The sequence below is a fragment of the Candidatus Nanopelagicales bacterium genome (genome assembly GCA_037045355.1).
Lineage (GTDB): Bacteria > Actinomycetota > Actinomycetes > S36-B12.
Window position 1 is genome coordinate 64,948 of sequence record JBAOHO010000010.1, and the last position, 24,058, is coordinate 89,005.

23 protein-coding genes and 1 tRNA gene are annotated in these 24,058 nt (G+C 68.6%); all 24 read right to left on the reverse strand.

The genetic code is table 11. The features are described from left to right. Positions 1-37 precede the first annotated feature (37 nt). The 24 genes from V9E98_04085 to V9E98_04200 all read right to left on the reverse strand — a co-directional run bounded on the left by V9E98_04085 (position 38) and on the right by V9E98_04200 (position 23,931). Positions 38-2,266, reverse strand: a complete 2,229-nt coding sequence (locus V9E98_04085) for a ComEC/Rec2 family competence protein (protein ID MEI2716166.1) — start codon at positions 2,264-2,266, stop codon at positions 38-40. Then, positions 2,263-2,940 carry a ComEA family DNA-binding protein gene (locus tag V9E98_04090; protein ID MEI2716167.1) on the reverse strand — a complete coding sequence of 226 codons (678 nt, stop codon included), beginning with the start codon at positions 2,938-2,940 and terminating at the stop codon, positions 2,263-2,265. The genes V9E98_04085 and V9E98_04090 overlap by 4 nt, the downstream gene beginning before the upstream one ends. Before the next feature lie 105 nt (positions 2,941-3,045). After that, a complete protein-coding gene (locus V9E98_04095; protein MEI2716168.1) occupies positions 3,046-3,663 on the reverse strand; it encodes a glycerol-3-phosphate acyltransferase in 618 nt (205 codons plus the stop codon). Further along, entirely contained in the window at positions 3,663-4,538 is an 876-nt protein-coding gene (locus tag V9E98_04100; GenBank protein MEI2716169.1) for a DegV family protein, read from the reverse strand. The genes V9E98_04095 and V9E98_04100 overlap by 1 nt, the downstream gene beginning before the upstream one ends. A 68-nt stretch (positions 4,539-4,606) precedes the next feature. Next, positions 4,607-4,819 carry a hypothetical protein gene (locus tag V9E98_04105; protein MEI2716170.1) on the reverse strand — a complete coding sequence of 71 codons (213 nt, stop codon included), beginning with the start codon at positions 4,817-4,819 and terminating at the stop codon, positions 4,607-4,609. Positions 4,820-4,932: 113 nt separating this feature from the next. Continuing rightward, positions 4,933-7,080, reverse strand: a complete 2,148-nt coding sequence (locus tag V9E98_04110; protein ID MEI2716171.1) for a class I tRNA ligase family protein — start codon at positions 7,078-7,080, stop codon at positions 4,933-4,935. Between the two features lie 140 nt (positions 7,081-7,220). Further along, entirely contained in the window at positions 7,221-7,856 is a 636-nt protein-coding gene (locus V9E98_04115; GenBank protein ID MEI2716172.1) for a lysoplasmalogenase, read from the reverse strand. Further along, positions 7,856-8,575: an SGNH/GDSL hydrolase family protein gene (locus V9E98_04120; GenBank protein ID MEI2716173.1), complete on the reverse strand. Its 720-nt coding sequence runs from the start codon at positions 8,573-8,575 to the stop codon at positions 7,856-7,858. The genes V9E98_04115 and V9E98_04120 overlap by 1 nt, the downstream gene beginning before the upstream one ends. 54 nt (positions 8,576-8,629) lie before the next feature. After that, positions 8,630-8,702: transfer RNA gene (locus V9E98_04125), tRNA-Ala, on the reverse strand. A gap of 50 nt (positions 8,703-8,752) precedes the next feature. Further along, on the reverse strand, positions 8,753-9,412 hold the full coding sequence (locus V9E98_04130) for a histidine phosphatase family protein (GenBank protein MEI2716174.1): 660 nt from the start codon (positions 9,410-9,412) through the stop codon (positions 8,753-8,755). After that, entirely contained in the window at positions 9,409-9,780 is a 372-nt protein-coding gene (rsfS, locus tag V9E98_04135) for a ribosome silencing factor (GenBank protein MEI2716175.1), read from the reverse strand. Before rsfS ends, V9E98_04130 begins: the two co-directional genes overlap by 4 nt. Before the next feature lie 28 nt (positions 9,781-9,808). After that, complete coding sequence (locus V9E98_04140; protein ID MEI2716176.1) at positions 9,809-10,180, reverse strand: hypothetical protein; 372 nt, start codon at positions 10,178-10,180, stop codon at positions 9,809-9,811. Positions 10,181-10,489: 309 nt separating this feature from the next. Beyond that, positions 10,490-11,704 carry an LCP family protein gene (locus V9E98_04145; GenBank protein MEI2716177.1) on the reverse strand — a complete coding sequence of 405 codons (1,215 nt, stop codon included), beginning with the start codon at positions 11,702-11,704 and terminating at the stop codon, positions 10,490-10,492. Next, positions 11,701-12,300 (reverse strand): nicotinate-nucleotide adenylyltransferase, encoded by a 600-nt coding sequence (gene nadD, locus V9E98_04150; protein MEI2716178.1) that lies wholly within the window; start codon positions 12,298-12,300, stop codon positions 11,701-11,703. Before nadD ends, V9E98_04145 begins: the two co-directional genes overlap by 4 nt. A 5-nt stretch (positions 12,301-12,305) precedes the next feature. Beyond that, complete coding sequence (locus V9E98_04155; GenBank protein MEI2716179.1) at positions 12,306-12,464, reverse strand: hypothetical protein; 159 nt, start codon at positions 12,462-12,464, stop codon at positions 12,306-12,308. A 160-nt stretch (positions 12,465-12,624) separates the two neighbouring features. Beyond that, entirely contained in the window at positions 12,625-14,016 is a 1,392-nt protein-coding gene (locus V9E98_04160; GenBank protein ID MEI2716180.1) for a glutamate-5-semialdehyde dehydrogenase, read from the reverse strand. A gap of 16 nt (positions 14,017-14,032) precedes the next feature. Beyond that, positions 14,033-14,425: a hypothetical protein gene (locus tag V9E98_04165; protein MEI2716181.1), complete on the reverse strand. Its 393-nt coding sequence runs from the start codon at positions 14,423-14,425 to the stop codon at positions 14,033-14,035. 12 nt (positions 14,426-14,437) lie between these two features. Further along, positions 14,438-15,559 (reverse strand): glutamate 5-kinase, encoded by a 1,122-nt coding sequence (proB, locus tag V9E98_04170; GenBank protein MEI2716182.1) that lies wholly within the window; start codon positions 15,557-15,559, stop codon positions 14,438-14,440. Next, a complete protein-coding gene (obgE, locus tag V9E98_04175; GenBank protein MEI2716183.1) occupies positions 15,556-16,908 on the reverse strand; it encodes a GTPase ObgE in 1,353 nt (450 codons plus the stop codon). The genes proB and obgE overlap by 4 nt, the downstream gene beginning before the upstream one ends. Before the next feature lie 17 nt (positions 16,909-16,925). Next, positions 16,926-17,180 carry a 50S ribosomal protein L27 gene (gene rpmA / locus V9E98_04180; protein ID MEI2716184.1) on the reverse strand — a complete coding sequence of 85 codons (255 nt, stop codon included), beginning with the start codon at positions 17,178-17,180 and terminating at the stop codon, positions 16,926-16,928. A 1-nt stretch (position 17,181) separates the two neighbouring features. After that, a complete protein-coding gene (gene rplU, locus V9E98_04185; GenBank protein ID MEI2716185.1) occupies positions 17,182-17,493 on the reverse strand; it encodes a 50S ribosomal protein L21 in 312 nt (103 codons plus the stop codon). Positions 17,494-17,620: 127 nt separating this feature from the next. Then, on the reverse strand, positions 17,621-20,029 hold the full coding sequence (locus V9E98_04190) for an Rne/Rng family ribonuclease (GenBank protein MEI2716186.1): 2,409 nt from the start codon (positions 20,027-20,029) through the stop codon (positions 17,621-17,623). A 484-nt stretch (positions 20,030-20,513) separates the two neighbouring features. Beyond that, positions 20,514-22,388 carry a glycosyltransferase gene (locus V9E98_04195; GenBank protein MEI2716187.1) on the reverse strand — a complete coding sequence of 625 codons (1,875 nt, stop codon included), beginning with the start codon at positions 22,386-22,388 and terminating at the stop codon, positions 20,514-20,516. A gap of 1 nt (position 22,389) precedes the next feature. Next, a complete protein-coding gene (locus V9E98_04200; protein MEI2716188.1) occupies positions 22,390-23,931 on the reverse strand; it encodes a hypothetical protein in 1,542 nt (513 codons plus the stop codon). Positions 23,932-24,058 lie beyond the last annotated feature (127 nt).

Genomic DNA, 24,058 nt, shown 5'->3' on the forward strand with positions numbered 1-24,058 from the left:
CCGTGGAAGAGTCACTCGTCGTCGTGGGTCATCGGGATCACCGCCCGTCGGGGAGGAAGACCGATCCCTCGGTGTCGGTGCGCCGCACGTCAGCTCCCGCCGCGAGGTACTCCGTCAGGGTCTCCGTGGCTGGATGCCCGTAAGTGTTGCCCAGCCCGCTGCTGGCGACAGCCGTGCCGTCGTCGGCGGCGGCCCACTGGGCGAAACCGGGCTGTTGGTGGTCCGATCCATGGTGCGGGATCACGACTGCATCGAATCCCGGGCCCTGCCACCGCTGCATGATCTGGGTCTGACTCTCCGGTTCCACGTCGCCGGGAATCAGCGCTGTGAAGCCGTCTGGCCACTGCACTGCCAGCACCAGGCTGCCGTTGTTGGCATCGTCTTCCGACCCACGGAAGTCGGCGGGTGGCCACAGGACCGTGGCCGTGGCCTCGCCCCACGTGATCGTGTTACCCGCGACCAAGGGTGTTGCCGGTCCGCCGGTCAGCAGTTCGAGGTCGGCGACAGCAGCGTCCGGCTTGGCGAAAGCGGTGGCCCAGACCGGCGTACCCCGATTGCCGGCCATCACGGGAGCGAGTCCCGCGATGTGATCGGCGTGGTAATGACTGATCAGGACACCGTCGAGCCGGGTTACCCCCGCCCCCGCCAGGCAATCACCGGGGTCGGCCCGCGCAGGGCCCGCGTCGACCAGGATCGCGCTGTTCGGACCCGTTCGCAGCGCCACCGCGGTGCCCTGCCCGACGTCGCACACCACCAACCGCCAATCCTCCGGCGGTCCGGCGAGTCGGCCGATCAGCAGACTACCGAGAACCGTCAGGACAGCCGCCGCGGTCGCGGTTCGCCGGCCGGCGAGCCGAACCACCGCGACCCAGATGAGACCGGCGGCGACGACAACGACGAGAAGCCGGCCGATCTCACGCCCGTGGGGGGACAACGCCACCTGCTGGGCGGTGCGGGCCACGAAGACGACAACCTGGGCGAGACTCAGCGCCGGGACAGCCAACAGGCTGGCGAGCGGTGACCAGATCGGTGCGACCAGGGCCGCGAGAAGCCCCAGAATCGTGATGGGGCCGATCAAGGCGGCCACGACCAGGTTGGCGGGGACGCTCACCCACGACACCGGCGCACCGACGGCCAGCAGCAGTGGGGCGGTGACCACCTGCGCGGCGAGCGTGACGGTCAGCGGCAGAGCCAGGACCATCGGGACGTGAGCCTCTATCCCGTGCAGGAGGACAGGAGCGAGGACCAGGAGTCCCGCGGTCGCGACAACGGACAGCGCGAATCCCAGCGACCAGGCCAGTTCCGGGGACAGCACCAGCAGTACTGCCACGCAGGCCGACAGCAGGGGCAGCCCACGCTCGACCCCACCCAGCAGAACACCGAGAAGCCCGACCGCCGCCATGGCGGCTGCCCGCACCACGCTGGGTTGCGGCCCCACCAGCAGGACGTACCCGGCGACCGCTGCTGCGGTGAGCGACACCTGGACGGGTGGGGGCGCGCGCAAGGCCCGCGTGATCAGCAGCAGTGCGGCCATGATGACGGTGAAGTTGCCGCCGGACACGGCCGTGAGGTGGGACAACCCCGAGTCCTGCATGGCTTCGGCGAACTGCGGTGACTGTCGGGACTCGTCGCCCAGCGCGATACCGGCAACCAGTCCGGCGGCGTCGGCATCGGCAGAGGCGGTCGTGTCGGTCAGGCCAACACGGATGGCGTTGAGTACCGATGCCCCCGCCGAGGGGTCGGCGACCACTCGCACTGAGCTGACTGCCACGACTCTGATGTCGGCCGCGCTGGGTTCGCGGTCGGCCAGTCGTCCGTGGAACACCACCGTCGTTCCGGGTCGGGTGGCCGGCGGTAGGTCCGATCGGTCGAGGAACACTCGTGCCGGCAAGGACAGGTCCCACCGCGCTGAACCGGCCCGCGCCGACCGCACGGTGGCGGGCAGGAACAGGGCGGGGGCGCGACCAGGATCCACCGCGACGGGTCGGGCCGAACCCGTGACCACGGCAGTGATTTCGACCGTGCGATCCACGACGTCGGTCGGCACCCGCCGAGCCTGACCGGAGAGCGCCGCGACGGCAGTCGCCCCCACCATCATGACCACGACCGGCGCCGCTATCGGTCGGTGGATCAGGGCGGAGAGCACACACGCGGTCACAGCGACGATCGCCACGACAGCCAGGGAGGGCGCACCAGCCCACCAGCCCATGGCGGCGCCGACCCATGCCGCACCGGCCAGCATCGTCGTACGCAGATCGGGGATCACCCGACAGTCACCTGATCGCGCAGCCCCGCCAACGTGGCGTCGCCGATGCCCGACACGTCGAGCAGGTCGTCCACCGACCCAAAGGGACCGTTGGTGGTGCGCCACTCGACGATGGCAGCGGCCAACACGGGGCCCACGCCGTCGAGTTCCTCCAACGTGACCGCGTCGGCGGTGTTGAGGTTGATCAGGCCCGTCGGACTACCCGGACCCACCGAAGGTGCCGCAGTAGCGGGCTCGACCGGCTGCGCTGTGTCAGCGTGACCGACCCTGATCTGCTCGCCATCGGTCAGGACTCGGGCAAGGTTCAGCGGGCCGTATCGGCGCCCGGACTGTAACCCGCCCGCGGCATTCACGGCGTCGATGACCCGACTCCCCGCCGGCAACTCGCGCGGTCCGGGGGCGCGCACCGCCCCACGGATGTCCACGGTGACGGTCACCGGTGGCGACGTTCCACTCGTCGGCGCGGGAGCAGATGAACCCACAGCGGAGGGAATCGGTGCGGACGGCGACCCGTTGCCCGGTTGAACAGCCGGCGCAGTCACCACCGGTGTCGACCGCGACCGCCCATCCCACCACCACAGCCCGGCGAGTAGCAGGGCAGCGCCGATGACCAGGGCGACGACCAGCGTCGAGCCACGTTCGAAGGGGACTGCGCGGTGCCGGGAATCGGTCATGCCTGACGTCTATCCGGCGCCGTGTCCAGCGGGCGGGATGAGAAATCGCCTGTGGACGATCGCGACCGCCGAATCCCTGTGGCCGCCGGCTGCGCCCCGGGAAGGTCAGCCGTCTTCGTCGAGTGGTTCGCGCGGATTGACCTGGCGATCGCGCAGAACCGCACCGATATTGCGCCAGTGCCGCACGAGCACCAGGCCACCCAGTGCGATGCCGTAGATCTTGCCATCGAGTTGGGGGGCGACGATGCCGCACCCGATCAGCACGACCGCACCGAACACCGCACCGATGCCCATTCGGCGACTGAGCAGGAACCCGACGGCGAAGCCCACCAACACGAAGGGGATCCACAGCGGATAGACGCCGAGGACCGCACCCAGTGTGGTCGCCACACCTTTGCCGCCGCGACCTTTGAGGAACGGGGACGTGATGTGCCCGACCACGGCCATGAAACCGGCGACTTCTGCAGCGGCCACTCCCAGTCTGCTGAACAGCAGGACCGGCACCAGTCCTTTCAGGATGTCGAGGATGGCAACGATCACCCCGGTGCGTTTGCCCAGCACCCTGCCGGCGTTGGTCGCCCCCGGGTTACCCGACCCGACGGAGTGCAGATCGATGCCGCGCATCCGCGCGATGATGGCCGCGGGGTTCACGGACCCGATGGCATAGCCGACGACCGCGGCGAGCAGCAGGGCGAGCGGCTCGGCGACCTGGAGTTGGTCCATCACGGGTCGGGCACCGGGCTCACGACCACCGCGACCATGCCCGGGCCCACGTGCGACCCGATGACCGCACCTACCTCGCCGATGATCACGTCGGCTTCGGGCAGGCGGGAGCGGATGCCGACGGCGAGGTCGGCGGCCCGCCGGGCGGCATCGAGGTGCAGGACGGCGACTCCGACGGGCTGACCGTCAGCCGATTCCACCGCGAGCTCCTCCAGCCGGGCCAAGGCCCGCGACGCGGTGCGCACCTTCTCCAGCGGCTTCACCCTGCCCTTGGCCAGGTGGAGGATCGGCTTCATGGCCAAGGCGGACCCGATCAGCCGCTGCGCCGATCCGATCCGGCCACCTCGGCGCAGGAAATCGAGTGAGTCGACGTAGAACAGGACCCGGCTGGCCTGCGCTGTGGCCACGACGGCCGCCGCTGCTTCGTCCACATTTCCGCCGCGGGCCAGCACCCGTGCGGCCGCCACCACGCCGTACCCGAGCCCCATCGACACACTTCGGCTATCGACGACCGTGACGGGGACCGGGGCGTCGGCGGCGGCCAACACCGCCGCGTCGTACGTGCCGGACAGATCCGCCGAGAGATGGGCGGACAAGATGTGCGTCGCACCCGCGTCGGCGGCTTGCTGGTAGACCTGCGCGAATGTCGCGGGTGCCGGGCGGGAAGTGCTGACGGTGGTTCCCGCTCTCAGCGCGGCCGCCACGTCCGACGCACTGACATCCACCCCCTCCTGCAGTGCCCGGTCACCGACGATGACCTGCACGGGCACGACGCGAATCCCCCAGAAGTCCACCTGCGTGGGTGGCAGGTTGGCGGTGGAGTCGGTGACCAGCGCAGGAAGCGTTTGCTGCGACATGACTGTCAGGCTACTCACGGATCGATCGTGAGGAACGAGAGGGCGAGATCGAGGGACGTGAGGGAGGGACGAGAGCGAGGAACGGGTCAGGGCACGATGTTGACCAGCTTGGGGGGCCGCACGATGACCCGGCGCGGCTGCGCACCATCGAGCGCGGCCACTGCAGCGGGTGTCGCCAAGGCGAGCGCCTGCAGTTCGTCGTCGCCGATGTCCGGAGTCACTTCGATGCGTTCGCGCACCTTGCCGCCGATCTGAACGACGCAGGTGACGGCTTCGCGGGCGACGAGCTCCGGATCCACGGCCGGCCAGCCGGCGCGGGCGACGCTCGGCTCCCGGCCCGAGCGCTGCCCACATGTCCTCGGCGGTGTAGGGGGCAACGAGCGACAGCATCACGGCGACCGCTTCGACCCCCTCACGCACCGCGGGGTCGGCGCCGCCGACATCTCGCATCGACGGCCTTGCGCAGCACATTGACCAGTTCCATGGTGCGGGCGACCGCGACATTGAAGCGGAACGACTCCACGGCGGTTTGTGCCTCGTCCACCGCACGGTGGGTGGCTTGGCGCACCCCGAGATCACCCTGGGCCACATCGCTCCCGGGGGAACTGGTCACGTCGCCGAGCCAGCCGCCAGGCCCGTGCGAGGAACCGTTTGGCTCCCGCCGGCGAGACATCGGCCCAGTCGATGTCATCCTCGGGAGGACCGGCGAACACCATGCGTCAGCCGTACGGCATCGACCCCGTTGTCGGCGAGCTCGTCGGTCAGTCGCACCAGGTTCCCGCGGGACTTGGACATGGCGGAACCGTTCATGACGACCATGCCCTGGTTGAGCAACCGGGTGAACGGTTCGGTGAAGTCGAGCATGCCCATGTCGTGCAGGACCTTGGTGAAGAACCGCGCGTACAGCAGGTGCAGAATCGCGTGGGTGACGCCGCCGACGTACTGGTCGACCGGCAACCACTCCCGCGCCTGCCGCGGGTCGAATGGGGCGGTCTCGTTGTGGGGATCGAGGAACCGCAGGAAGTACCACGACGAGTCGACGAACGTGTCCATGGTGTCGGGGTCGCGTTGCGCGGCCGCACCGCAGGCGGGGCACGCCACGGCACGCCACGATGTCGCTGCCCCGAGTGGTGAGGATCCCTGCGGGGTGAGGTCCAGACCCTCGGCTGCGGGCAGCAGCACCGGCAGTTGGTCGTCGGGCACCGGCACCTCGCCGCAGTCGGGACAGTGGATGATCGGGATGGGGGTTCCCCAGTAGCGCTGCCGCGAGATGAGCCAGTCGCGCAGCCGGTAGTTCACCGCGGGTCGGGCGGTTCCGCGCTCGGCCAGGATCTCGATGATCCGCGTGATCGCTTCGTCCTTGGCCAGCCCGTTCAACGGTCCGCTGTTGACCATGACACCGTCGTCGGACGGTCGCGACACCGGTTTCGTTCGGGTCCTCCCCCGCTTCGACCACGACTTGCACGGGGAGATCGAACGTCCTGGCGAAGTCCAGGTCGCGCTGGTCGTGGGCGGGCACCGCCATGATGGCGCCCGTCCCATAGTCGGCCAGGACGTAGTCACTGGCCCAGATCGGCAGTCGAGCGCCGTTGACGGGATTGACCGCGTAGCGGTGCAGGAAGACCCCGGTCTTCTCGCGATCGGTGGCCAGTCTGTCGAGTTCGCTGGTCAGCTTCACCCGCTCGACGTAGTCCGCGAATTCCTGCTCCGCCGGGGAGCCCGTCGCGAGTTCGGCGGCCAGATCGCTGTCCGCGGCAACCACGAAGAACGTCGCGCCGAACAGAGTGTCTGGTCGGGTCGTGTAGACGGTGACGGGCTCAGCGCGGCCTTCGATCGCGAAGTCGACCTCGGCTCCCGTCGAACGGCCGATCCAGTTGCGCTGCATGAGCAGTACCTTCTCGGGCCAGGCGCCCTGCAGTTGCTCCATGTCGGCCAGCAGTCGGTCGGCGTAGTCGGTGATGCGCAGGTACCACTGGGTGAGTTTCTTCTTCGTGACCAGGGCGTCACAGCGTTCGCACCGGCCGTTGACCACCTGCTCATTGGCGAGCACCGTCTGGTCGTTGGGGCACCAGTTGACCTGGGAGTCTTTCCGGTAGGCCAGCCCGCGCTCGAACATGCGCAGGAACAGCCACTGGTTCCACCGGTAGTACTCCGGATCGCAGGTGTTGAGCACGCGGTCCCAGTCGAACGAACAGGCGTAGCGGCGCATGGACGATTTCTGCTGTTCGATGTTCTCGTAGGTCCAGGCGGTGGGATCGACACCGCGTTTGATGGCCGCGTTCTCGGCGGGCAGCCCGAAAGCGTCCCACCCGATCGGGTGCAGGACGTTGAAGCCGCGCTGGACCCAGTAGCGCGCCAGAACGTCGCCCAGGGCGTAGGCCTCGGCATGGCCCATGTGCAAGTCGCCGGACGGGTACGGGAACATGTCGAGCACGTACTTCTTCGGCCGCTGGTCGGCGGGGTCCCCGGACCGGAACGGCTGCAACTCGTCCCACACCGGCAGCCACGTGTGCTGCAACAGTTCCGGGTCGTAGACGTCGGCGGTCGTGCTGGGTTCCATGGGATTCCTTCTCGGGGGACGCCCCATGGTAGCCACCCGTGGTCGACGCCAGACCCGCGTCTGCGGCCCGTTGGTGATGGGTCACACCAACGGGATGTCCCGGTCAACCTGCCGCATCGTCGCGTGCCTTGGGGGCACTGCTACACCAATGTCGGCAGTGACAGCACGATCAGCAGTTGGGCCAGGTGGTAGGTCACGTGGACGGCCACGCGCCCACCGGGCGCGGAACCCACGAAACGGCCGTACGCGAGCAGAGCGTCGGACACCGCGAACAAGAGGACCCCGGCCATGAGCCAGGGGTTGCCGGTGCCGAAGCCGAACACGACGACGGCGCCGAGGACGATCAGGTAGGCGACGATCACGACGGTCAACGTGGTGGATCGCTGGCGCGCGCCTGCCACGACTGGCCGCGCGACCAGGCCCAGCAGGATGCCGATGACGATCGCGCCGGCGAAGAGGAACGGGCCTTTCTGGGGAACCAGGAGGAAGGCCACGAGGTACGCGAGGTGTCCGAGCAGGAACGCCGCGGCCCCAGGGATGAAGCGATCCAGCATCAGCAGCACATCCCCGATCAGCCCCAGCGTGAGGCCGACCACCACAGCCGTGCGCACCGCCGCATCGCCGGGCGTCAGGGCCGCTGCGGCAGCGATCAACGCGACCAGCACCAGGGGTTTGGCGACGTACTCGGTCTCGAGTCGCTCGCGCGCGACAGCCCACCAATCGACCGGGGCGGCCACCACCGCCACCAGGATCGCGAGCCAGGCGGCACCGGTCATCAGATCTCCCATCCGGCTGCGAGCAACGCCTTGGCCGTGGCGGTTCCGACCCGCTCGTGCGAGTCCCACCCCCAGTGCAGACCGTCGGGGTTGTTCGTGGCCGTCGACACCAGCGGGTCCACCTCGACCAGGGGGACATCGAACATCGCGGACCATTCCCGCGCGGCTGCGACCGCGGGCTCGTGTGATCGCTGAACCGGGTAGAGGCAACTGTCCCACGGCGACGGCGCCAAGCGGACGATGGGAAGCTCCGGGTACAGGTGCCGGACGGAGGTGACGATGCGGCCCAAGAGGTGGGATGTGGCGCGCGGCGACAACTGGGTCATTCGTCCGTCGAATGCTCGAATCAGTGCAGGCGCCCCCGCCGAGTAGGCGGAGCGGATTCGACGACGCACGGCGCCCGGTCGTACGTACGGGATCGACTCGCGCCACCACGTGGGTAGCGCGGCGGGCAACTGGTCGAAGTGGCCGAGCGAGACGACGAGTCCCGATGCTCGAGGTAGGTACCGGCCCCAGACCATGGGGTCCTTGGTGAGAGCCCACCAGCCATCGCGCGCGGTCCATCCCATCCGGGCGACGATGTCGACGTGGACATCGTCACCGAGTGCGCGCGCGGCGACGTTGGCGAACAGGTCGGGATGATCCGGGACCTCGGCTCGCACCGGACCGTGAAAGGCCAGTGAGTCCCCCAGAACGAGGAGGTGAGCTGAACTGGTCACGTGGTGTTCGCCGCGAACATGGTGTGGAGATACTGCGGGGAGAAGAGGTTTCGGTGGAGCTGAGGGGACTCGAACCCCTGACCCCTTGCATGCCATGCAAGTGCGCTACCAGCTGCGCCACAGCCCCGATGCTCCGACAAGGATAGCCCCTCTGCTCGGCCCGCATGACCGGGCGCCTCAGACGATACCGTCCCGAACCTCCGTCGGGATCGGGGCGACTCCGGGCAGGTCGAGTCCCGCGTTGTAGCTCTCGAGTCGCCACGATCCGAAGCGATCGACTTCGAGCACGGCCCAGGCGCAGTTGCGCAACACCGCCATGCGCTGCCAGTCCAACAAGGCGAGCCCCAACAACTGTGCGACCGCGGCTCGCGCAGCACCGCCATGGGTGACGAAGACGGCACATCCGTCAGCCGGAACGGCTGCCATGTGGCGATTCACGGCGGCGGCCACGCGGGCGGCCACTTCGGACCTGGTCTCGCCGACACCGCCGGGGCGCACATCCGAGGCGGTGCGCCACCGATCGAGTGCAGGGCCATCGTCTTGTGCGATCTCGGCGTGGGTGCGGCCTTGCCACCGGCCGGCATGAGCTTCCCGCAGATCGGGGTCGGAGATCACCGGCCGCCCGGACACTTCGGCCAACGCCGATGCCGTGGCCGTGGCCCGCGATAGGTCGCTGCTGACGATGAGGGCCGGCTGCCGATGCGCCAGGACAGCCGCCGCCCGAGAGGCCTGCTCGCGCCCCACGTCGTCGAGTGGCACGTCGAGTTGACCCTGGAATCGCTGGGCGTGGTTCCATTCGGTGCGGCCGTGCCGCCACAGGATCGCGTGGCGCGTCAACTGGCGCTTTCGATGTCGGACAGGTCCAGTTGGGGCCGGTCGTGCCACAGGCGTTCGAGCCCGTAGGTCAGACGCTCATCGTCGAGTTGCACGTGAACGACGAGGTCCACGAAATCGAGCAGGACCCACCGCCCTTCGCGCTGTCCCTCGGTACGCACGGACGGGGCACCCGCCTGTTTCACGCGGGTCTCGATCTCGTCGACGATGGCGCCGACCTGGCGGGGGTTGGAGCCAGAACAGATCACGAAGATGTCGGTGATGAACAACACATCACTGACGTCGAACGCGACGACATCAGTGGCCTTCTTGTCGTAGGCGGCCGCGGCGGCCACGCGCGCCCACTCGACCGCTTCAGCGCTCGCCGTCATCGGTCCTCTGGGTCATTGGTCCTCAAGGTCATTGCTCCAGGGTACGAGTCGGTGCCGGAACGCGCCCAATCGTCGGCGCCTGCCACGCCCATTGCATCAGCGGTATCTGCAGCGGAAGTCGGCCCCAGGCAACGAGGCGTTGGGCGCGGGTACGGCGGGGGTCGCGCTGCCAGGTGATGGCCATGTGCCAGTTACCCACCCAGATCGCGGCCAAGACAGCCACGGTCGCCGGGGGTGCCCAGCGTCGACGCGTCACCAGTCCGGCCGCGCACACGAGTTCCGCGGCTCCACTCGCCAGGACCCACGGTCGCGCCGGGCCGAGAGCTGCGGGGATCAGCGGCTCGAAGACCTTGGGGCGGATCAGGTGGACCACCCCGCTGGTGGCGAAAGCGGCGGTCACGATCCAGGATCGTCCCCGCGCGGATCCCATCGTCGTCGAGCCAGTCAACTTTGAGCCAGTCGTCTTTGAGCCAGGCACCATGACGGGCAGACTAACCGCTGCGGAAAGGACGTCGCCTCCGGGCTGAGCTTCAATCCACCGGTCCTTGGCGCAACGAGCGTCACCAGCGGGGTGCCATGGCAAGGCACAGACACGAGGGCAGTGTGGGCCACTGTTGAGTGGCTGTAACGAAGCCAGGGCGCCTCGATGGTGACGCGCAGCAGCCGGTGGATCGGTGGATTGAAGCTTAGGGCGAAGGGATCAACCTGATCATTCGCCGCTTCGTCCGCTGAGCACGACGTCCACGTCCGCCCAGGGCCGGCCGGGCTCGCCGGCGGGGACGACCTCAGTGCGAGCATCCGGGATCTCGAGGGCAGCCTCAACCTGCATCGCGGGGGCTCGGGTTCCCCGAGCGGTCACGGTCGTGCGTGTTTGGCCGGAGGGAACGGGGGTCCCGCGCCCGTCCACGAACACGAAGCCCGCGTCGGAGATCCGTGTGCTCGCCTGCGCCAGGCGACCCGGCCGCACTTGTATCGCGGACACCAGGACCCGAGCCGGCCCATCGACCCCCGTGCGCCACAGCGCGTAGGGAACGGTCCGGCGCAACTGCGGCGTGGCCCGGTTGTAGTCCAGCCATTCCGGTTCGAACTCCCCCACCGGCGTTGTGGTGGTGGCGAGTTCGGTGATGGTCGCCCCTTCCTGGGTCAACGACTGCGACAGGTCGAGCAAGAACACGGCGAGTTCCTGCGTCCCGATGGTGGACGGGGCCAGCGCCCCGAGCGCGGTCAGGGACTCCCGGATGGCCACGTCGCTGCGGGGCAGACGGCGCAGAGCACCTGTCATGACGTCGGTGAATCGGCTCGTGGCTTCGGCGGCGGTCTGGCGCGGCACGGTACCGACCGCGTACCAAGAGGCAGTGGTTCCGTCGAGGCGTTGTCGTCCGGCCCGCACGGTGGCGACGACCTCCCCTGCCTCGTCGCGCACGCGGACCGACTCGGGCACGGTGACCGGAAGTCCGTCGACCGAGTCGACCAACCCGGCGAGGGCCTTGCGGTCGATCCGCCAGGCGGCATCGACCCGGACGCCCAGGGTCGCGGCCACTGCATTGGATGACCGCAAGGTGTCGAGCCCAGCGACGGTCAGACGAAGTGGTTCGGGGGCCGCCTGGGGTCCGGTGACCACCAGTTCCGCCGGCAGCGGGAACACGACCGAGGACGTGGCATCGGTGCTGACTGCCGCCAAGAGGTTCCCGACCGCCCCGTCCGCCGTGGTGGCCTGGATGAGCAGCGTCTCCTGCAGCGGGACAGTGGTGGCGGTGGGAGCCGGCGTGGGAGTCGGCTGCGGTGGCACCTGCCGATCGACGGTCCACACATACACTCCGGCGAACGCCATCCCGAACACTGCGACTGCGGCGAGGCTGAGGATCAGGTGGCGCGTGGTCCGGCGCAGGCGGTGCTGTTCCGCCTGGTGGTCGGTATCGGTCACACGTCGTCCCGGTAGAGATCGGTCTTGGCGATGTAGTGATCCACCCCGTCAGGGACGAGGTATCGGATCGGTCGGCCCGCCGCGACCCGGGACCTGATGTCGGACGATGAGATCGCGAGCGCGGGAATCTCGATCAGACTAACCGACGCGGGATCGACGTCCGGAGCGGCCAATCGGTGACCGGGGCGCGTGACGCCGACCATGTGCGCCATCCGCAGCACCTCGACCGGGTCCCGCCAGGTCAGGATCTGCTGCAGCGCGTCGGCGCCGGTGATGAAGAACATCTCGCGACCTGCCGTGGGTCCCGCCGCAAGGTCGCGCAGCGTGTCGACCGTGTACGTGGGACCGGGTCGGTCGATGTCGACCCGGCTGACGGTGAATCGGTCGTCGGCGGCGGTGGCGATGATGGTCATGGCGTATCGGTGGTCGGCGTCGGTGACCGTCCGGTGCGTCTTCTGCCAGGGCCGTCCGGTGGGGACGAACAGGACTTCGGAGAGCGCGAATCGGTGCGCGACCTCGCTGGCCGCCACCAGGTGACCGAGGTGGATGGGGTCGAAGGTGCCGCCCATGACTCCCACGGGGCCGGTCGGCGGCATGGCGGTCAGCGGTCGAGGTTCAGCCGGGTCACCACGACGAGCAACAGAAGCAGGGTCACCAGAGCGATCGCGCCGTACACCCAGGAAGGCAGCGGTACCACCGACTCCGACTCGACGAGTTCGGATTCGTTGGCCAGGAGCGCCAGTGTCGCCAAGTGGTTCATCGTGTCCTCCAAGTCACAGCCCGAAGCGTACCGAAGCCGGCCGCGCTCAGGGGCGGCGCCACGTCATTCGGCGCAGGACGGGATGTGTCCTAGAGCAGGTGAGGAGGTTCGGGGCTCAGGACCGGACGTGTCCTGGAGCAGGTGAGGAGGCAGGTTTGGCTCAGGACCGGATGTGTCCTGAGCCGGTCAGAAGGAAGGTGGTCGTGGTCAGTTCCGGCAGCGCCATGGGTCCGCGCGCGTGCAGTTTCTGAGTGGAGATGCCGATCTCGGCGCCGAAGCCCAACTCGCCCCCGTCCGTGAATCGCGTCGAGGCGTTGACCGCGATGGCCGCGGAGTCGACTCGGGCGATGAACCGGTCGATGGTGGCCGCCGAATCCGAGACCACGGCTTCGGTGTGCCCCGAACTCCAGCGGCGGATGTGGGCCGCCGCTGCGTCGACGTCGGGAACCAGCGCGACTGCGATGTCCAAGGAGTAGTACTCGGCCGCCCAGTCGTCGTCCGTGGCCGGGGTGAACGGAAGGTCCGCTGCCGCGAGGGCAGTCTCGGCCGAGTCGCCGGCGTGCAGCGTGACGCCTCGTTCGATGAGGGCCGTGGCGATCCGCGGGAACAGCGTGTCGGCCAGGTCTTCGTGGACCAGCAGCGTCTCGGCAGCGTTGCACACGCTGGGGCGCTGGGTCTTCGCGTTGACCACGATGTCGACGGCGGCATCGGGGTCGGCGTCGCGATCGACGTAGACGTGGCAGTTGCCGATCCCGGTTTCGATGACGGGTACCCGGGCGCCGTCGACGACCCGGTTGATGAGGTCGGCCCCTCCGCGGGGGATCACCACGTCCACCCAGCCCCGGGCGGTGATGAGATGGTCCACCGTCTCATGGCCTGATCCGGGGACCGCCTGGATCGCGTCGGCGGGTAGACCTTCTGCTGCCAGGGCGGTGCGCATCGCGGCGATCAGTGCCTCGTTCGTGCGCGCTGCCGAGGACGACCCACGCAACAGAACCGCGTTGCCGCTCTTGAGGCACAGGGCGGCAGCATCGACCGTGACGTTGGGACGGGCCTCGTAGATCATGCCGACGACACCCATCGGGACCCGGGTCTGTTCTACCTTCAGGCCGTTCGGCAGGTGGTACCCCCGCACGACTTGACCGACCGGGTCGGGGAGTTCGATCACGGTTGTGATGGCGTCGATGATGGCCGTGAGCCGGTCGTCCGACAGCGTCAAGCGATCCACCAGTCCAGGACTCGTTCCTGCCGCCACGGCCGCCGCGACGTCCGCGGCGTTCGCTTCGCTGATGGCCGCGCGGTCCTTGTCCAGATGCGTGGCGATCGCGCTCAGGGCGCGATTCTTCCGCTCTGTCGTGGTGGCCCGCAGTTCGACAGCGGCATCGCGAGCCCGAGCCGCGGCGGCGATCACGGCCTGCCGGGCGGATGAGTCGTCGTGGTTGGGCGAGGTTGCCTGGTCGGGCGAGGTTGCCCGGTCGGGCGAGGTTGCCCGGTCGGGCGAGGTTGCCCGGTCGGACGAGGTTGCCTGGTCGGACGAAGGGGTGTCACTCATGCGACAAGGGTAGGGCTCAGCCCTCATCGTCGGCCGCGACGGGCATGGGGGCGACGCCCGGTGCGAGCAGCTCCGCCGGTGTCCCGGACGGCCAACGACGCCGAAACGACGACCGATCCAGTACCTCGATGCCCACGACCGGCCACAGAGGAAGGTCCGCACCCTCCCGGTGCGCGTCCCACAGATCGAGGGCGTGGTCGACCACCACCCGACAGTCCTGCCCCTCATCCCAGTAGCGCAACTCCACGGTGTCCTCGCTGTAGCGCGCGGCGAGTTCGACTCCGTGGCTGAAGGCGAGGTGCTGCAGACGCTGCGCCAGAGATTCCGGCTCCTGAGGTTGACCGTGGAGAGTCAGCGTCACGTGCCACATGACGCCGGGCAGGCGAACGGCAGCCGCATCTTCGGTCATGCGGCTCCTCTCTCACCTGGACGTCATCACCACCAGATCGTCGCGATGGACGACCTCACGTTCGTAGGCCGAGCCCAATTCGGCGGCCAACTCCCGAGTCGACCGGCCCAGAAGTCCCGGAAGTTCCGACGAGTCAAAGTTGACCAGTCCACGGGCCACGACACGCCCGTTTTGGTCCAAGAGGTCGACGGGATCACCTGCGGTGAAATCACCGGAAACCCGGCGAATTCCGGCAGGGAGCAGGGATTTGCGGCGGACGACGACCGCGTGGACGGCCCCGTCGTCCAGTTCCAGGGCACCCTCGGGGGCCGCAGCGTGCGCCAACCACAACAGGCGCGTGGGGACCCGGCGCCCTGTGACGTGGAACATCGTCCCGACCTGGTCACCTGCCAGCGCCTCCGCGGCATCGTCGGCGTCGGCGAGCAGCACCGGAATCCCAGCGCTGCTGGCCAGGTGCGCTGCGCTCACCTTGGTTCGCATCCCCCCTGATCCGACTCCGGAACGGCCTCTGCGTCCGGTGTCGAACTCGGCGACCGTGGCGAAGTCGTGGACATCGGTGACCAACTCGGCGGCCGGGTCCGAGGGACGTGTGGTGTAGAGACCCGCGACATCACTGAGCAGCACCAGTGCTTCGGCATGGACGACATGGGCGACCAGTGCCGCCAGTCGGTCGTTGTCGCCGAAGCGCAGTTCGTCGGTGGCGACGGTGTCGTTCTCATTGACAACGGGGACGACACCGAGTTCCAGCAGCCGGTACAGCGTGCGCTGGGCGTTACGGTAGTGCGCTCTGCGGACCATGTCGTCGGCCGTCAACAGAACCTGCCCGACGAGTAGTCCGCGGGCGGCGAACACTTCCGCGTAGCGCGCCATCAGGGCGCCCTGCCCGACGCTGGCCGCGGCCTGCTGGGTGGCGAGGTCCTGGGGCCTGGTGCGCAACCGGAGCGGACCCATCCCGCCGGCGACTGCGCCACTGGTGACCAGCACGACCTGGCGCCCGGCCTCGACGGCGGCGGCGATCACGGTGGCAACCTGCTGGAATCGGGCGTCGTCGAGTCCGTCGGTGCTGGCCAAGGACGAAGAGCCGACCTTCACGACGAGCCGGTGAGCAGTCGCGAACACGCGCCGATCGGTCATCGGCCGTCCACCCGCTCGTCGGTGCCGCGTGGCCCGCTCGGGCGGTGTCCGCCGGCTGAGATGGAGGGCTGGAAGTCGAAGATGACACCCGAATCGGCGGGTCCGATCACGACCGTGGATCCTTCGTCGGCACCGAGTTCGATCAGTGTGTCCTCGACTCCGAGGCGCGCCAATCGGTCGGCCAAGTACCCGACCGCCTCGTCGTTGGAGAAGTCGGTCTGGCGCACCCACCGTTCAGGGCGGGTTCCGCGTACCACGAACATCTCACCGTCAGCCGTCACTGTGAATCCGCTGTCGTCGGCGGCTGGCGGCGTCAACACGACCGGGCGGGCGGGCGACGCCTCGGCAGGTCGATCGCGCAGCAAGTCCGCGATCGCGAACCCCAAGGAGCGCAGACCTTCATGACTGGCGGCACTGACCGGGATCACCGGCCAGCCGTGTGACAGCAACTCGGGGGTCACGAGTTCGGCGAGTTCCCGCGCCTGGGGAACGTCGATCTTGTTCAAGACCACGATGCGGGGCCGGTCGGCGAACCCGCCGTAGTGGGCCAGTTCGGCTTCGATGACGTCCAGGTCCGTCAGCGGATCGCGCCCGGGTTCGAGGGTGGCGCAGTCGATGACGTGGACGATGACGTGACATCGCTCGATGTGGCGCAGGAACTCGAGTCCGAGGCCCTTGCCGCTGCTGGCACCCGGGATCAGGCCGGGGACGTCGGCGATGGTGAACGACGTGTCTCCGGCGGCGACGACCCCCAGGTGTGGTTCCAGTGTGGTGAAGGGGTAGTCGGCGACCTTGGGTCTTGCGGCGCTCATGGCCGAGATCAAGCTCGACTTGCCGGCGCTGGGGAATCCGACGAGCGCGGCGTCCGCGACGGTCTTGAGTTCCAGTGTCACGTCGCGGTGTTCACCGGGTTCACCGAGCAACGCGAATCCCGGTGCCTTGCGGCGCGGTGACGCCAGCGCGGCGTTCCCGAGCCCTCCTCTGCCCCCGTTGGCCAGGGTCCACGTGGTGCCGGGAGCGGTGAGATCCGCGAGGACCTCTCCTCGGCCCGACATGACGACGGTCCCCACGGGAACAAGCGCAATGACGTCTGATCCGTCGCCGCCGGTGCGGTTGCCGCCCCTGCCGGCACCACCGTTGCCCGCCTTCAGGTGGGGGCGACGATGGAACTCCAGCAGAGTGTGGGTGGCGGGGTCGGCGAGCAGGACGATCGAGCCACCTCGGCCGCCATTGCCGCCGTCGGGTCCACCCAGGGGCCTGAACTTCTCGCGGTGCACGGACGCGCACCCGTTCCCGCCGTCACCCGCGGTGGCGTGCACCGTCACGAGGTCGATGAACGAGGGGGCCATGTGGTCCCCGGACCCGATCAGGCAGAGGGACGGACGTTGACCACGCGGCGACCACGCGCCGTGCCGAACTCGACCGTTCCGGCCGACAGCGCGAACAAAGTGTCGTCACCGCCGCGGCCGACGTTGTCGCCCGGGTGGAAGTGGGTGCCGTGCTGGCGCACGATGATCTCGCCCGCACCGACGAGCTGACCGCCGAAGCGCTTCACGCCGAGCCGCTGGGAGTTGCTGTCGCGGCCGTTTTTGGTGGACGCCGCGCCCTTCTTGTGCGCCATGTCAGACTCCTTCGATCCCGGTGACCCGCAGCCGGGTCAGGTCCTGGCGGTGACCCTGGCGCCGGCGGTAGCCGGTCTTGTTCTTGTAACGCAGCACGGTGATCTTGTCGCCGCGGTGGTGCTGGACGACCTCGGCGGTGACCTTCACGCCGGACAGTGCGTCGGCCTGGCTCGTCACCGAAGCGCCATCGACGACCAGGACAGCGGGCAGCGCCACGGTGTCTCCGGGGGCGTCGGCCAGCCGGTTGACGTCGATCTCGTCGCCGACGGCGACCTTCTCCTGGTGCCCTCCGGCGCGGACGATGGCGTACATCGGCCCTACCTCCTTGGTCGGTGTGGCCCGCAGTCACGCGGCGGTCCGGCGTGATGCGGACCTGCGCGTTGGGTGGGATCGCCCTGCGGGGCAACCCTCCTAGGCTACGGAGTGGTCTTGGGCCCGGTCAAACCGGGTGCTCGGCGTCCCCGGACTGGTCGCCCTCGGGCGGGTTGCTGTCGGTGGGGTCCTCGGTATCCGGTTGGACATCGCCCGGAGCCACCTCGGTCTCACCCGGAGCCGCCTCGGCACCGGACTCTGCCGACTCGCCGTTGGCCTCGGCCGACTCGGCGCCGACCTCCTCCGAGCCGCTGTCGGCGGCATCGGTGCCCGCCGCCCGGGCCCGCGCGGCCTCAATCGGATCGTGTGCGCCGGGAGGCCGCACCGAACGGGGCCGCTTGTCCTTGCCCCGCCCCTCGAGCGGCTCACTGTGGACCTTGATCCCGCGTCCGTTGCAGCATTCGCACGGCTCGCTGAAGGTCTCGAGCAGCCCCTGGCCGATCCTCTTGCGGGTCATCTGCACCAATCCCAGCGAGGTGACCTCCGCCACCTGGTGTTTGGTGCGGTCGCGACCCAGGCACTCGACCAGGCGACGCAGCACGAGGTCGCGGTTGCTTTCCAGGACCATGTCGATGAAGTCGATGACGATGATCCCACCGATGTCGCGCAGCCGGATCTGACGGACGATCTCCTCGGCCGCTTCGAGGTTGTTGCGGGTGACGGTCTCCTCGAGGTTGCCACCCTGACCCGTGAAGCGCCCGGTGTTGACGTCGACCACGGTCATGGCCTCGGTGCGGTCGATCACGAGGGACCCACCGGACGGCAGATAGACCTTTCGGTCGAGCGCCTTGGCCAGTTGCTCATCGATGCGGTACTTGGCGAACACGTCATCGGTACCGGTCCAGCGCGTCACACGCTCGGAGAGCCCGGGTGCGTTGTCGCCGACATACGCGACGAGGGTGTCGGCGACATCGTCACCCGAGACGACCAACGACTCGAAGTCGGAGTTGAAGATGTCGCGCACCACCCGCAACGCCAGGTCGGGTTCGCTGTGCAGCATGGCCGGGGGGTTGGCCTTCTCGGCTTTGGCCTGGATCTGCTCCCACGTGGAGGTGAGGTACTCGACGTCGCGGGCGAGGTCCTCCTCGCTGGCGCCCTCGGCGGCGGTGCGCACGATGACACCTGCCCCTTCGGGCAGGGCGGCGCGCAGGATGCCGCGCAGGCGGGTGCGTTCCTTGTCGGGGAGCTTGCGGCTGATGCCGGTCATGGAGCCGTCGGGGACGTAGACGATGAACCGGCCCGGCAAGGACACCTGGCTCGTGAGGCGTGCGCCCTTGTGTCCCACGGGGTCCTTGGTGACCTGGACCAGGACCTTGTCCCCGGACGACAGAGCCTGTTCGATGCGTTTGGGCTGACCCTCGAGCCCGGCGGCGTCCCAGTTGACCTCTCCGGCGTACAGGACTGCGTTGCGGCCGCGGCCGATGTCGACGAACGCGGCCTCCATGGAGGGCAGAACGTTCTGGACCCGACCCAGGTAGACGTTGCCGACCAAAGATGTGGCGGTGGCCTGGTTGACGTAGTGCTCGACCAGCACACCGTCTTCGAGCACGGCGATCTGGGTGAGTTCGCCGCGCTGCCGCACCACCATGGAGCGGGTGACGGATTCCCGACGGGCGAGGAACTCGGCTTCGGTGACCAGCGGTGCTCGGCGGCGGCCGGACTCGCGACCCTCCTTGCGGCGCTGTTTCTTGGCCTCGATCCGGGTCGACCCCTTCAGGGCCGTGACTTCGTCCTTGGCTTGCCTGCCCGAACCGGAGTCGTCGCCACCGCCACCACCGCCTCCGCGGCGTCGCCGGCGACGGCGGCGGACCGTGCCGCCCTCCTCGTCATCGGACTCTGAGGCGGATGAGTCGTCTTTCGGCTTCTCCGCCGCGGCGTCGGTGGGTTCGCTGCCCTCCGCGGGCGTTTCAGCCGGCTTGCGCCGGCCACGTCGGCGGCGCGAGGTCGGCTTCTCGGCTGCGGCGTCGTCGCTGGGTTCCGCCCCGTCGCCGGCGGTGCTCCCGTTGTCGGCCTTCTCGGCCTTGTCGGTCCTGTCGGGACTGTCTGTCTTCTCGCTATCGGTTCCGGCTTTGCCCGACTGGGCACTGCTGCGCCGCTTCACGGGGACCTCGGGTGGGGGTTGGAAGAGCGGCACGCCCGCACCTGTGGCCGGGGGGGCCGCGGAGTCCTCGCCGGACTCGGCGTTATCGGCTGCTGGGGCTGCGAAGGACACGGCCGCCCGACGGCGGCGGGTGCGGGGAGCCGGAGGTGACTCTGGCTCGGCTGCTGGCTCGGGCTCCGGCGCGACGGGGTCGGGTGCTGCCGAGAACGCCGGCTGGGCTTCTGGGGGCGGGCCGGCGGGTCGGCGGGCGGCCCGGCGACGCCGCGGCGCAGGCGTCTGGCCGGCGGAAGAGTCGGCCGGGGTCTCGGAAGCAGGAGCGTCGCTCGCCTTGTCGGAGGCTGTTTCGGCTGTGGTCTGATCGTCGTCGTCGAGCATGTGCTCGATCCCTTCACGGGGCCCGGGTGCGTTGCACCGCTCGGGCCCCTGTACTCGGTTCGGTCCGCCGCGGCGGACCGGAAGTCCTCTGTCCAACAGGTCGAAACCTGCGGCGACGTCCGTTGTTCGGCCCGAAGCCCTGGGGGCCTGCGAAGGCATCTGCCGCACCGGTTCTGCTGGCGGCGGCCTTCGCGGCGCCGGGCTGAGCGGAACAGTCTCCGCAGTCGTGCGGCGGGGGCGTCGCGGTCAGCAGTTCGGACCGCTGACCTGCCTGCAGTATGGCACAGGGCACCTCGCGGCCGCCGGATTCGCGGTGGGATCAGGTCATGCCACGGATGAGGACGAGCCTCTCTGTTCGCGCGCCTGCCATGCGGGCACCTGAGTGACTACGGACCTTCTGAGTGCACGGGCCGCGTGGATGGCACCGATCACGGGGTGTTGCACTCGTCGCCCACCCCACCTGACCCGCTGCTCCGCTCACCGATCACCCGGGACCGGGGTGAGCCTGCGCGGACGGCGGCGCGTGCGCGTCCACGAGACCGTGCGGGGTCTTCTCCCACCGGAACGGCGAGCGGATGAGCTGATAGAGGGCCCGCCATGCCGCGAACGAGTGGAGGAACCAGTAGAACGGGTTGAGCAGTGCGTACGCCGCGATCCGCCACCCGTGACGCCGGAATCCGGCGACCGCGCAGATGGCGATGGCCAGTAGGTTGCCGACCAACGCGTTGAAGGCTGACGCGGCGACCAGCCACCCGGGCACGTAGCCGGTGACCTGCAGAATCCCGGTCGCGCCCAGCACTGTCACGATCCACACCAGCGGATAGGCCAGGAACATCAGCGGGGTGCCGGCGATCAGTCCTGCCATGCCGAACACACCTCGCAGCCCGAACCGCTGGACGAAGCGCCACGGCCTGCGTAAGTGGACCAAGGCCGTCACCAGGTAGCCCTTGATCCAGCGGGTGCGCTGGCGTATCCAGGCCGGCACCGACGAACACGCCTCCTCCCACGTGCCACTGTCGTGGATCACCGACACGCGGTAACCCAGCGCCTCAGCCCGCAGGCCCAGGTCGGCGTCCTCCGTGACGTTGTAGGGGTCCCAGGCCCCCACCCGGCGCAGGCCTTCGGTCACGAAATGGTTCGACGTACCACCCAGCGGGATCGGGAACCTCGTGGCGTCCAAGCCGGGCAGCATCGCATCGAACCACGCCGAGTACTCCAGGGAGAACATGCGGGTGAGGATGTTCTCCTCTGCGTTGAAGTAGTTCAGCGGCGCCTGCACACAGATCACATTGTCAGGCAGGGTCTCGAAAGCGCCGAGCACGACCCGCAACTGCGAGGGCTCCGGCACATCCTCGGCGTCGTAGATCACCAATCGTTCACCGGTAGCCAGCGACAACCCGTAGTTGCACGCCCGCGGCTTGGTCTGCGGGCTGCCCTCCGGGACCACCACGATCTTGAGATTCTGGGGCGGGGAACTGGCCTTCGCAGCCGCGATTGTTTCGTTGTCGGACTCCTCGAGGAGCAGCAGGATCTGCAGCTTGCTCGGAGGGTAGTCCATTCCAGCCATGTGCCCGATGACCTCGGCGACCACGTTCGGTTCCCGGAAGGCCGGCACCAGGATCGTGTACTCGGGGAGATCCGTGTCAGCGGTGGTCGTCATCGGCGGGGACTTACGGCCCCATACCAGCGCCATGCCGAGCAGGCTGGTCAGGACCTTGAAGATCAAGCCCGTGAGGAACAGAACATTGCCGAGCAGAATGATCGTCAGCACCGCGTTACCCGGCCAGACGAACACCATGAACAGCAGCCCTGCCAGGAAGCCCCAGGCTGCAAGGGTCTGCCAACGGAAGATGCCCAGCGCCGCGGAGTAGATGGGCCGTTCGATACGTAGGCTGTCGGCGGCGAGGGTGCGCAATCGGGCCCGGTAGATCTGGGTCACCGCCTGATCGATGTCCCACCACGTCGTCATCTGGATCTCGATGTCGGAGGTTCCCAGAGAGCGTTCGATCTCACGCAGCAACTCGGCGTCAGGGACCTCATCGGTCACCACGAGTGTCGTACTCCCCCGACGGGCGACCGGCAGCCAGGGCCGGTGCAGCAGTGTCAGCGGGTCGTCGATGTCGAACACCGCGGGGTCCGGTGGATACTCAAGCAGATCCCGCACGCGCAGACCGAACTGCGCCGCGACGGCGTCCCGGATCGTCAACCTGTGGGCGAACCCGTAGAGGACTAGGTGCTTACCCAGCAGGCCACCGTGGTCGTGCTGGGCACGCAAGGCGATGGACAGCTGCTCGGATGTGATCATTCCCCGCTGGATGAGGAGGTCGCCGAGCCGGAGCGCGCCCTGATCGCCCACCATGTCAGACCCTTCTCAGCAACAGGATCGGGCCGTCCCGGAACTGCACGGTGTAGCGCTGCCGGAATTCAGGGTTGGTCAGACCTGCAGCCCGCACCGCATCGGCCGAGTTTTCTGTGTTGAACAACAGCCAGGACGCGGTCGGCTCGGCCAGCTCGGCCTCGAAGCGGGAGTCGTAGCGGCCGATAACTCGCGAGAAGTCCCAGCCGAGCTCCACCAGGGCCGGATTAGCGGTCTCATCGATCAGCAGCGTGTCCGTGGGTGAGGCGCTGGCGCGCAGAGTCTCGACCGCAGTGCGCAAGGCTGCCTGCTTGGGTACCTGGGCCCTCGCTTCCATCACGACTGGAGCCCGGGTCGGCAGCTGCACCTGGAACAGGTAGCTGAACGCCACAGCCACGCCGACGGCCAGCGGCAGCACGATCCGCTGGGGCCACGACCTGGCCGTCAGGTTCACGACGTACCCGATCGCCAGCACTGCGGGGATCAGCAGCGGCAGGGCGTAGCGTACGTTGAACAGGCCGGGCGGCTCGCTGTGTGGATGCCAGATCACCGTCTGACCGGTGATCAGTGACATCACGTGGTAAGGCAGCGGGAACATCATCACCCACACCAGCACCGTGGGCGACGTGAATCTCTCGCGCAGCGCGATTGCCACCAACCCGGCCACGAGGGCCGCTATCACCACCACCCCCAGGACATACCAGATCGTCCACGAGTAGGTGTACATCGACAGCGACAACGAACCCTGGGTGGGCAACAGGTCGAGCTCGGCGAACTGCTGCTGCAAGGCGCCAGCGGAGTACGGGCCACGCTGGAAGGCGAGGAGATCACCGTATTGGGTGGCGTTGAGCAACACCCACCACAACGCGAGCAGCGCGGAGGGGAAGCCGAAGCTGACCGCCACCCGCAGGCTGTAGCGCCAGTGGTGCCAGCGCGCCTGGGCGACCAGCAAGAGCATCACCGCCGCCGAAGCGGCGAAAACCCATCCGTCGTACCGACTTCCCACCGCTGCCGCTGCGGGCAGCCCCGCGTACACGGCCACCTCGCCACCGGTCAGAGGACGGTCAGAGGCCAAGAACCCGGACAGCCCGGCAGCGGCCATCGCCATGGCAGCCATCAGGACCGGCTCGGTCAGGGCGGTGGTGTGGACGTAGAGGTTGCTCGGGTTCAGGACGTAGACGCCCAGAGCCACCACGACTACCCACCAACTGGTGACCCGCCAACGGAAGAGGACACGGTACAAAGCCGAAGCCGCCACCCCCATGCACAGCGAGGACAGCACGACGGCCGGTAGACCGGCACGCCACCAGTCCTCGTTGCCCAGTCCCACTAACGTCAGCGGGGCGAGCAGCAGGTGCGGCACCGGCAGCCATACGGTGCCGAGTTGGCCGAACCCCGCATTGTCTGCGTCCCAGATCCGGCGCGCGATCGAGGCGTGACTGATCGCGTCGGGGTAAGCCGTCGCCAGCCCGGACCGCATGCTGTACCACCCCGCCACCCCGGCGATGAGGGCCGCGACCAGTCCCACACGGACGGTGTTCGGCACTCGCCTGACGTCTCGCCGGGACCGAAGCCGGTCCCGATCGTAGAGTGCGATCGGCGCAACAGTGCCCGCAGTCTGCGGGGGGGGTGTCATGGCCCGACCGCAATCCGTCTGACACCGCGACCCGCGC

Excerpts from the sequence above, each read along its gene's own strand:
- nadD (MEI2716178.1), bottom strand. The coding sequence starts at position 12,300 with ATGCCGCCGACCGGCCCCGTGGGAGTCATGGGCGGCACCTTCGACCCC.
- obgE (MEI2716183.1), bottom strand. The coding sequence starts at position 16,908 with ATGGCCCCCTCGTTCATCGACCTCGTGACGGTGCACGCCACCGCGGGT.
- rsfS (MEI2716175.1), bottom strand. The coding sequence starts at position 9,780 with ATGACGGCGAGCGCTGAAGCGGTCGAGTGGGCGCGCGTGGCCGCCGCG.
- V9E98_04160 (MEI2716180.1), bottom strand. The coding sequence starts at position 14,016 with ATGAGTGACACCCCTTCGTCCGACCAGGCAACCTCGTCCGACCGGGCA.
- V9E98_04190 (MEI2716186.1), bottom strand. The coding sequence starts at position 20,029 with ATGCTCGACGACGACGATCAGACCACAGCCGAAACAGCCTCCGACAAG.
- V9E98_04095 (MEI2716168.1), bottom strand. The coding sequence starts at position 3,663 with ATGGACCAACTCCAGGTCGCCGAGCCGCTCGCCCTGCTGCTCGCCGCG.
- proB (MEI2716182.1), bottom strand. The coding sequence starts at position 15,559 with ATGACCGATCGGCGCGTGTTCGCGACTGCTCACCGGCTCGTCGTGAAG.
- V9E98_04090 (MEI2716167.1), bottom strand. The coding sequence starts at position 2,940 with ATGACCGATTCCCGGCACCGCGCAGTCCCCTTCGAACGTGGCTCGACG.
- rplU (MEI2716185.1), bottom strand. The coding sequence starts at position 17,493 with ATGTACGCCATCGTCCGCGCCGGAGGGCACCAGGAGAAGGTCGCCGTC.
- V9E98_04110 (MEI2716171.1), bottom strand. The coding sequence starts at position 7,080 with ATGGAACCCAGCACGACCGCCGACGTCTACGACCCGGAACTGTTGCAG.
- rpmA (MEI2716184.1), bottom strand. The coding sequence starts at position 17,180 with ATGGCGCACAAGAAGGGCGCGGCGTCCACCAAAAACGGCCGCGACAGC.
- V9E98_04165 (MEI2716181.1), bottom strand. The coding sequence starts at position 14,425 with ATGACCGAAGATGCGGCTGCCGTTCGCCTGCCCGGCGTCATGTGGCAC.
- V9E98_04155 (MEI2716179.1), bottom strand. The coding sequence starts at position 12,464 with ATGAACCACTTGGCGACACTGGCGCTCCTGGCCAACGAATCCGAACTC.
- V9E98_04115 (MEI2716172.1), bottom strand. The coding sequence starts at position 7,856 with ATGACCGGTGCCGCCTGGCTCGCGATCCTGGTGGCGGTGGTGGCCGCC.
- V9E98_04195 (MEI2716187.1), bottom strand. The coding sequence starts at position 22,388 with ATGGTGGGCGATCAGGGCGCGCTCCGGCTCGGCGACCTCCTCATCCAG.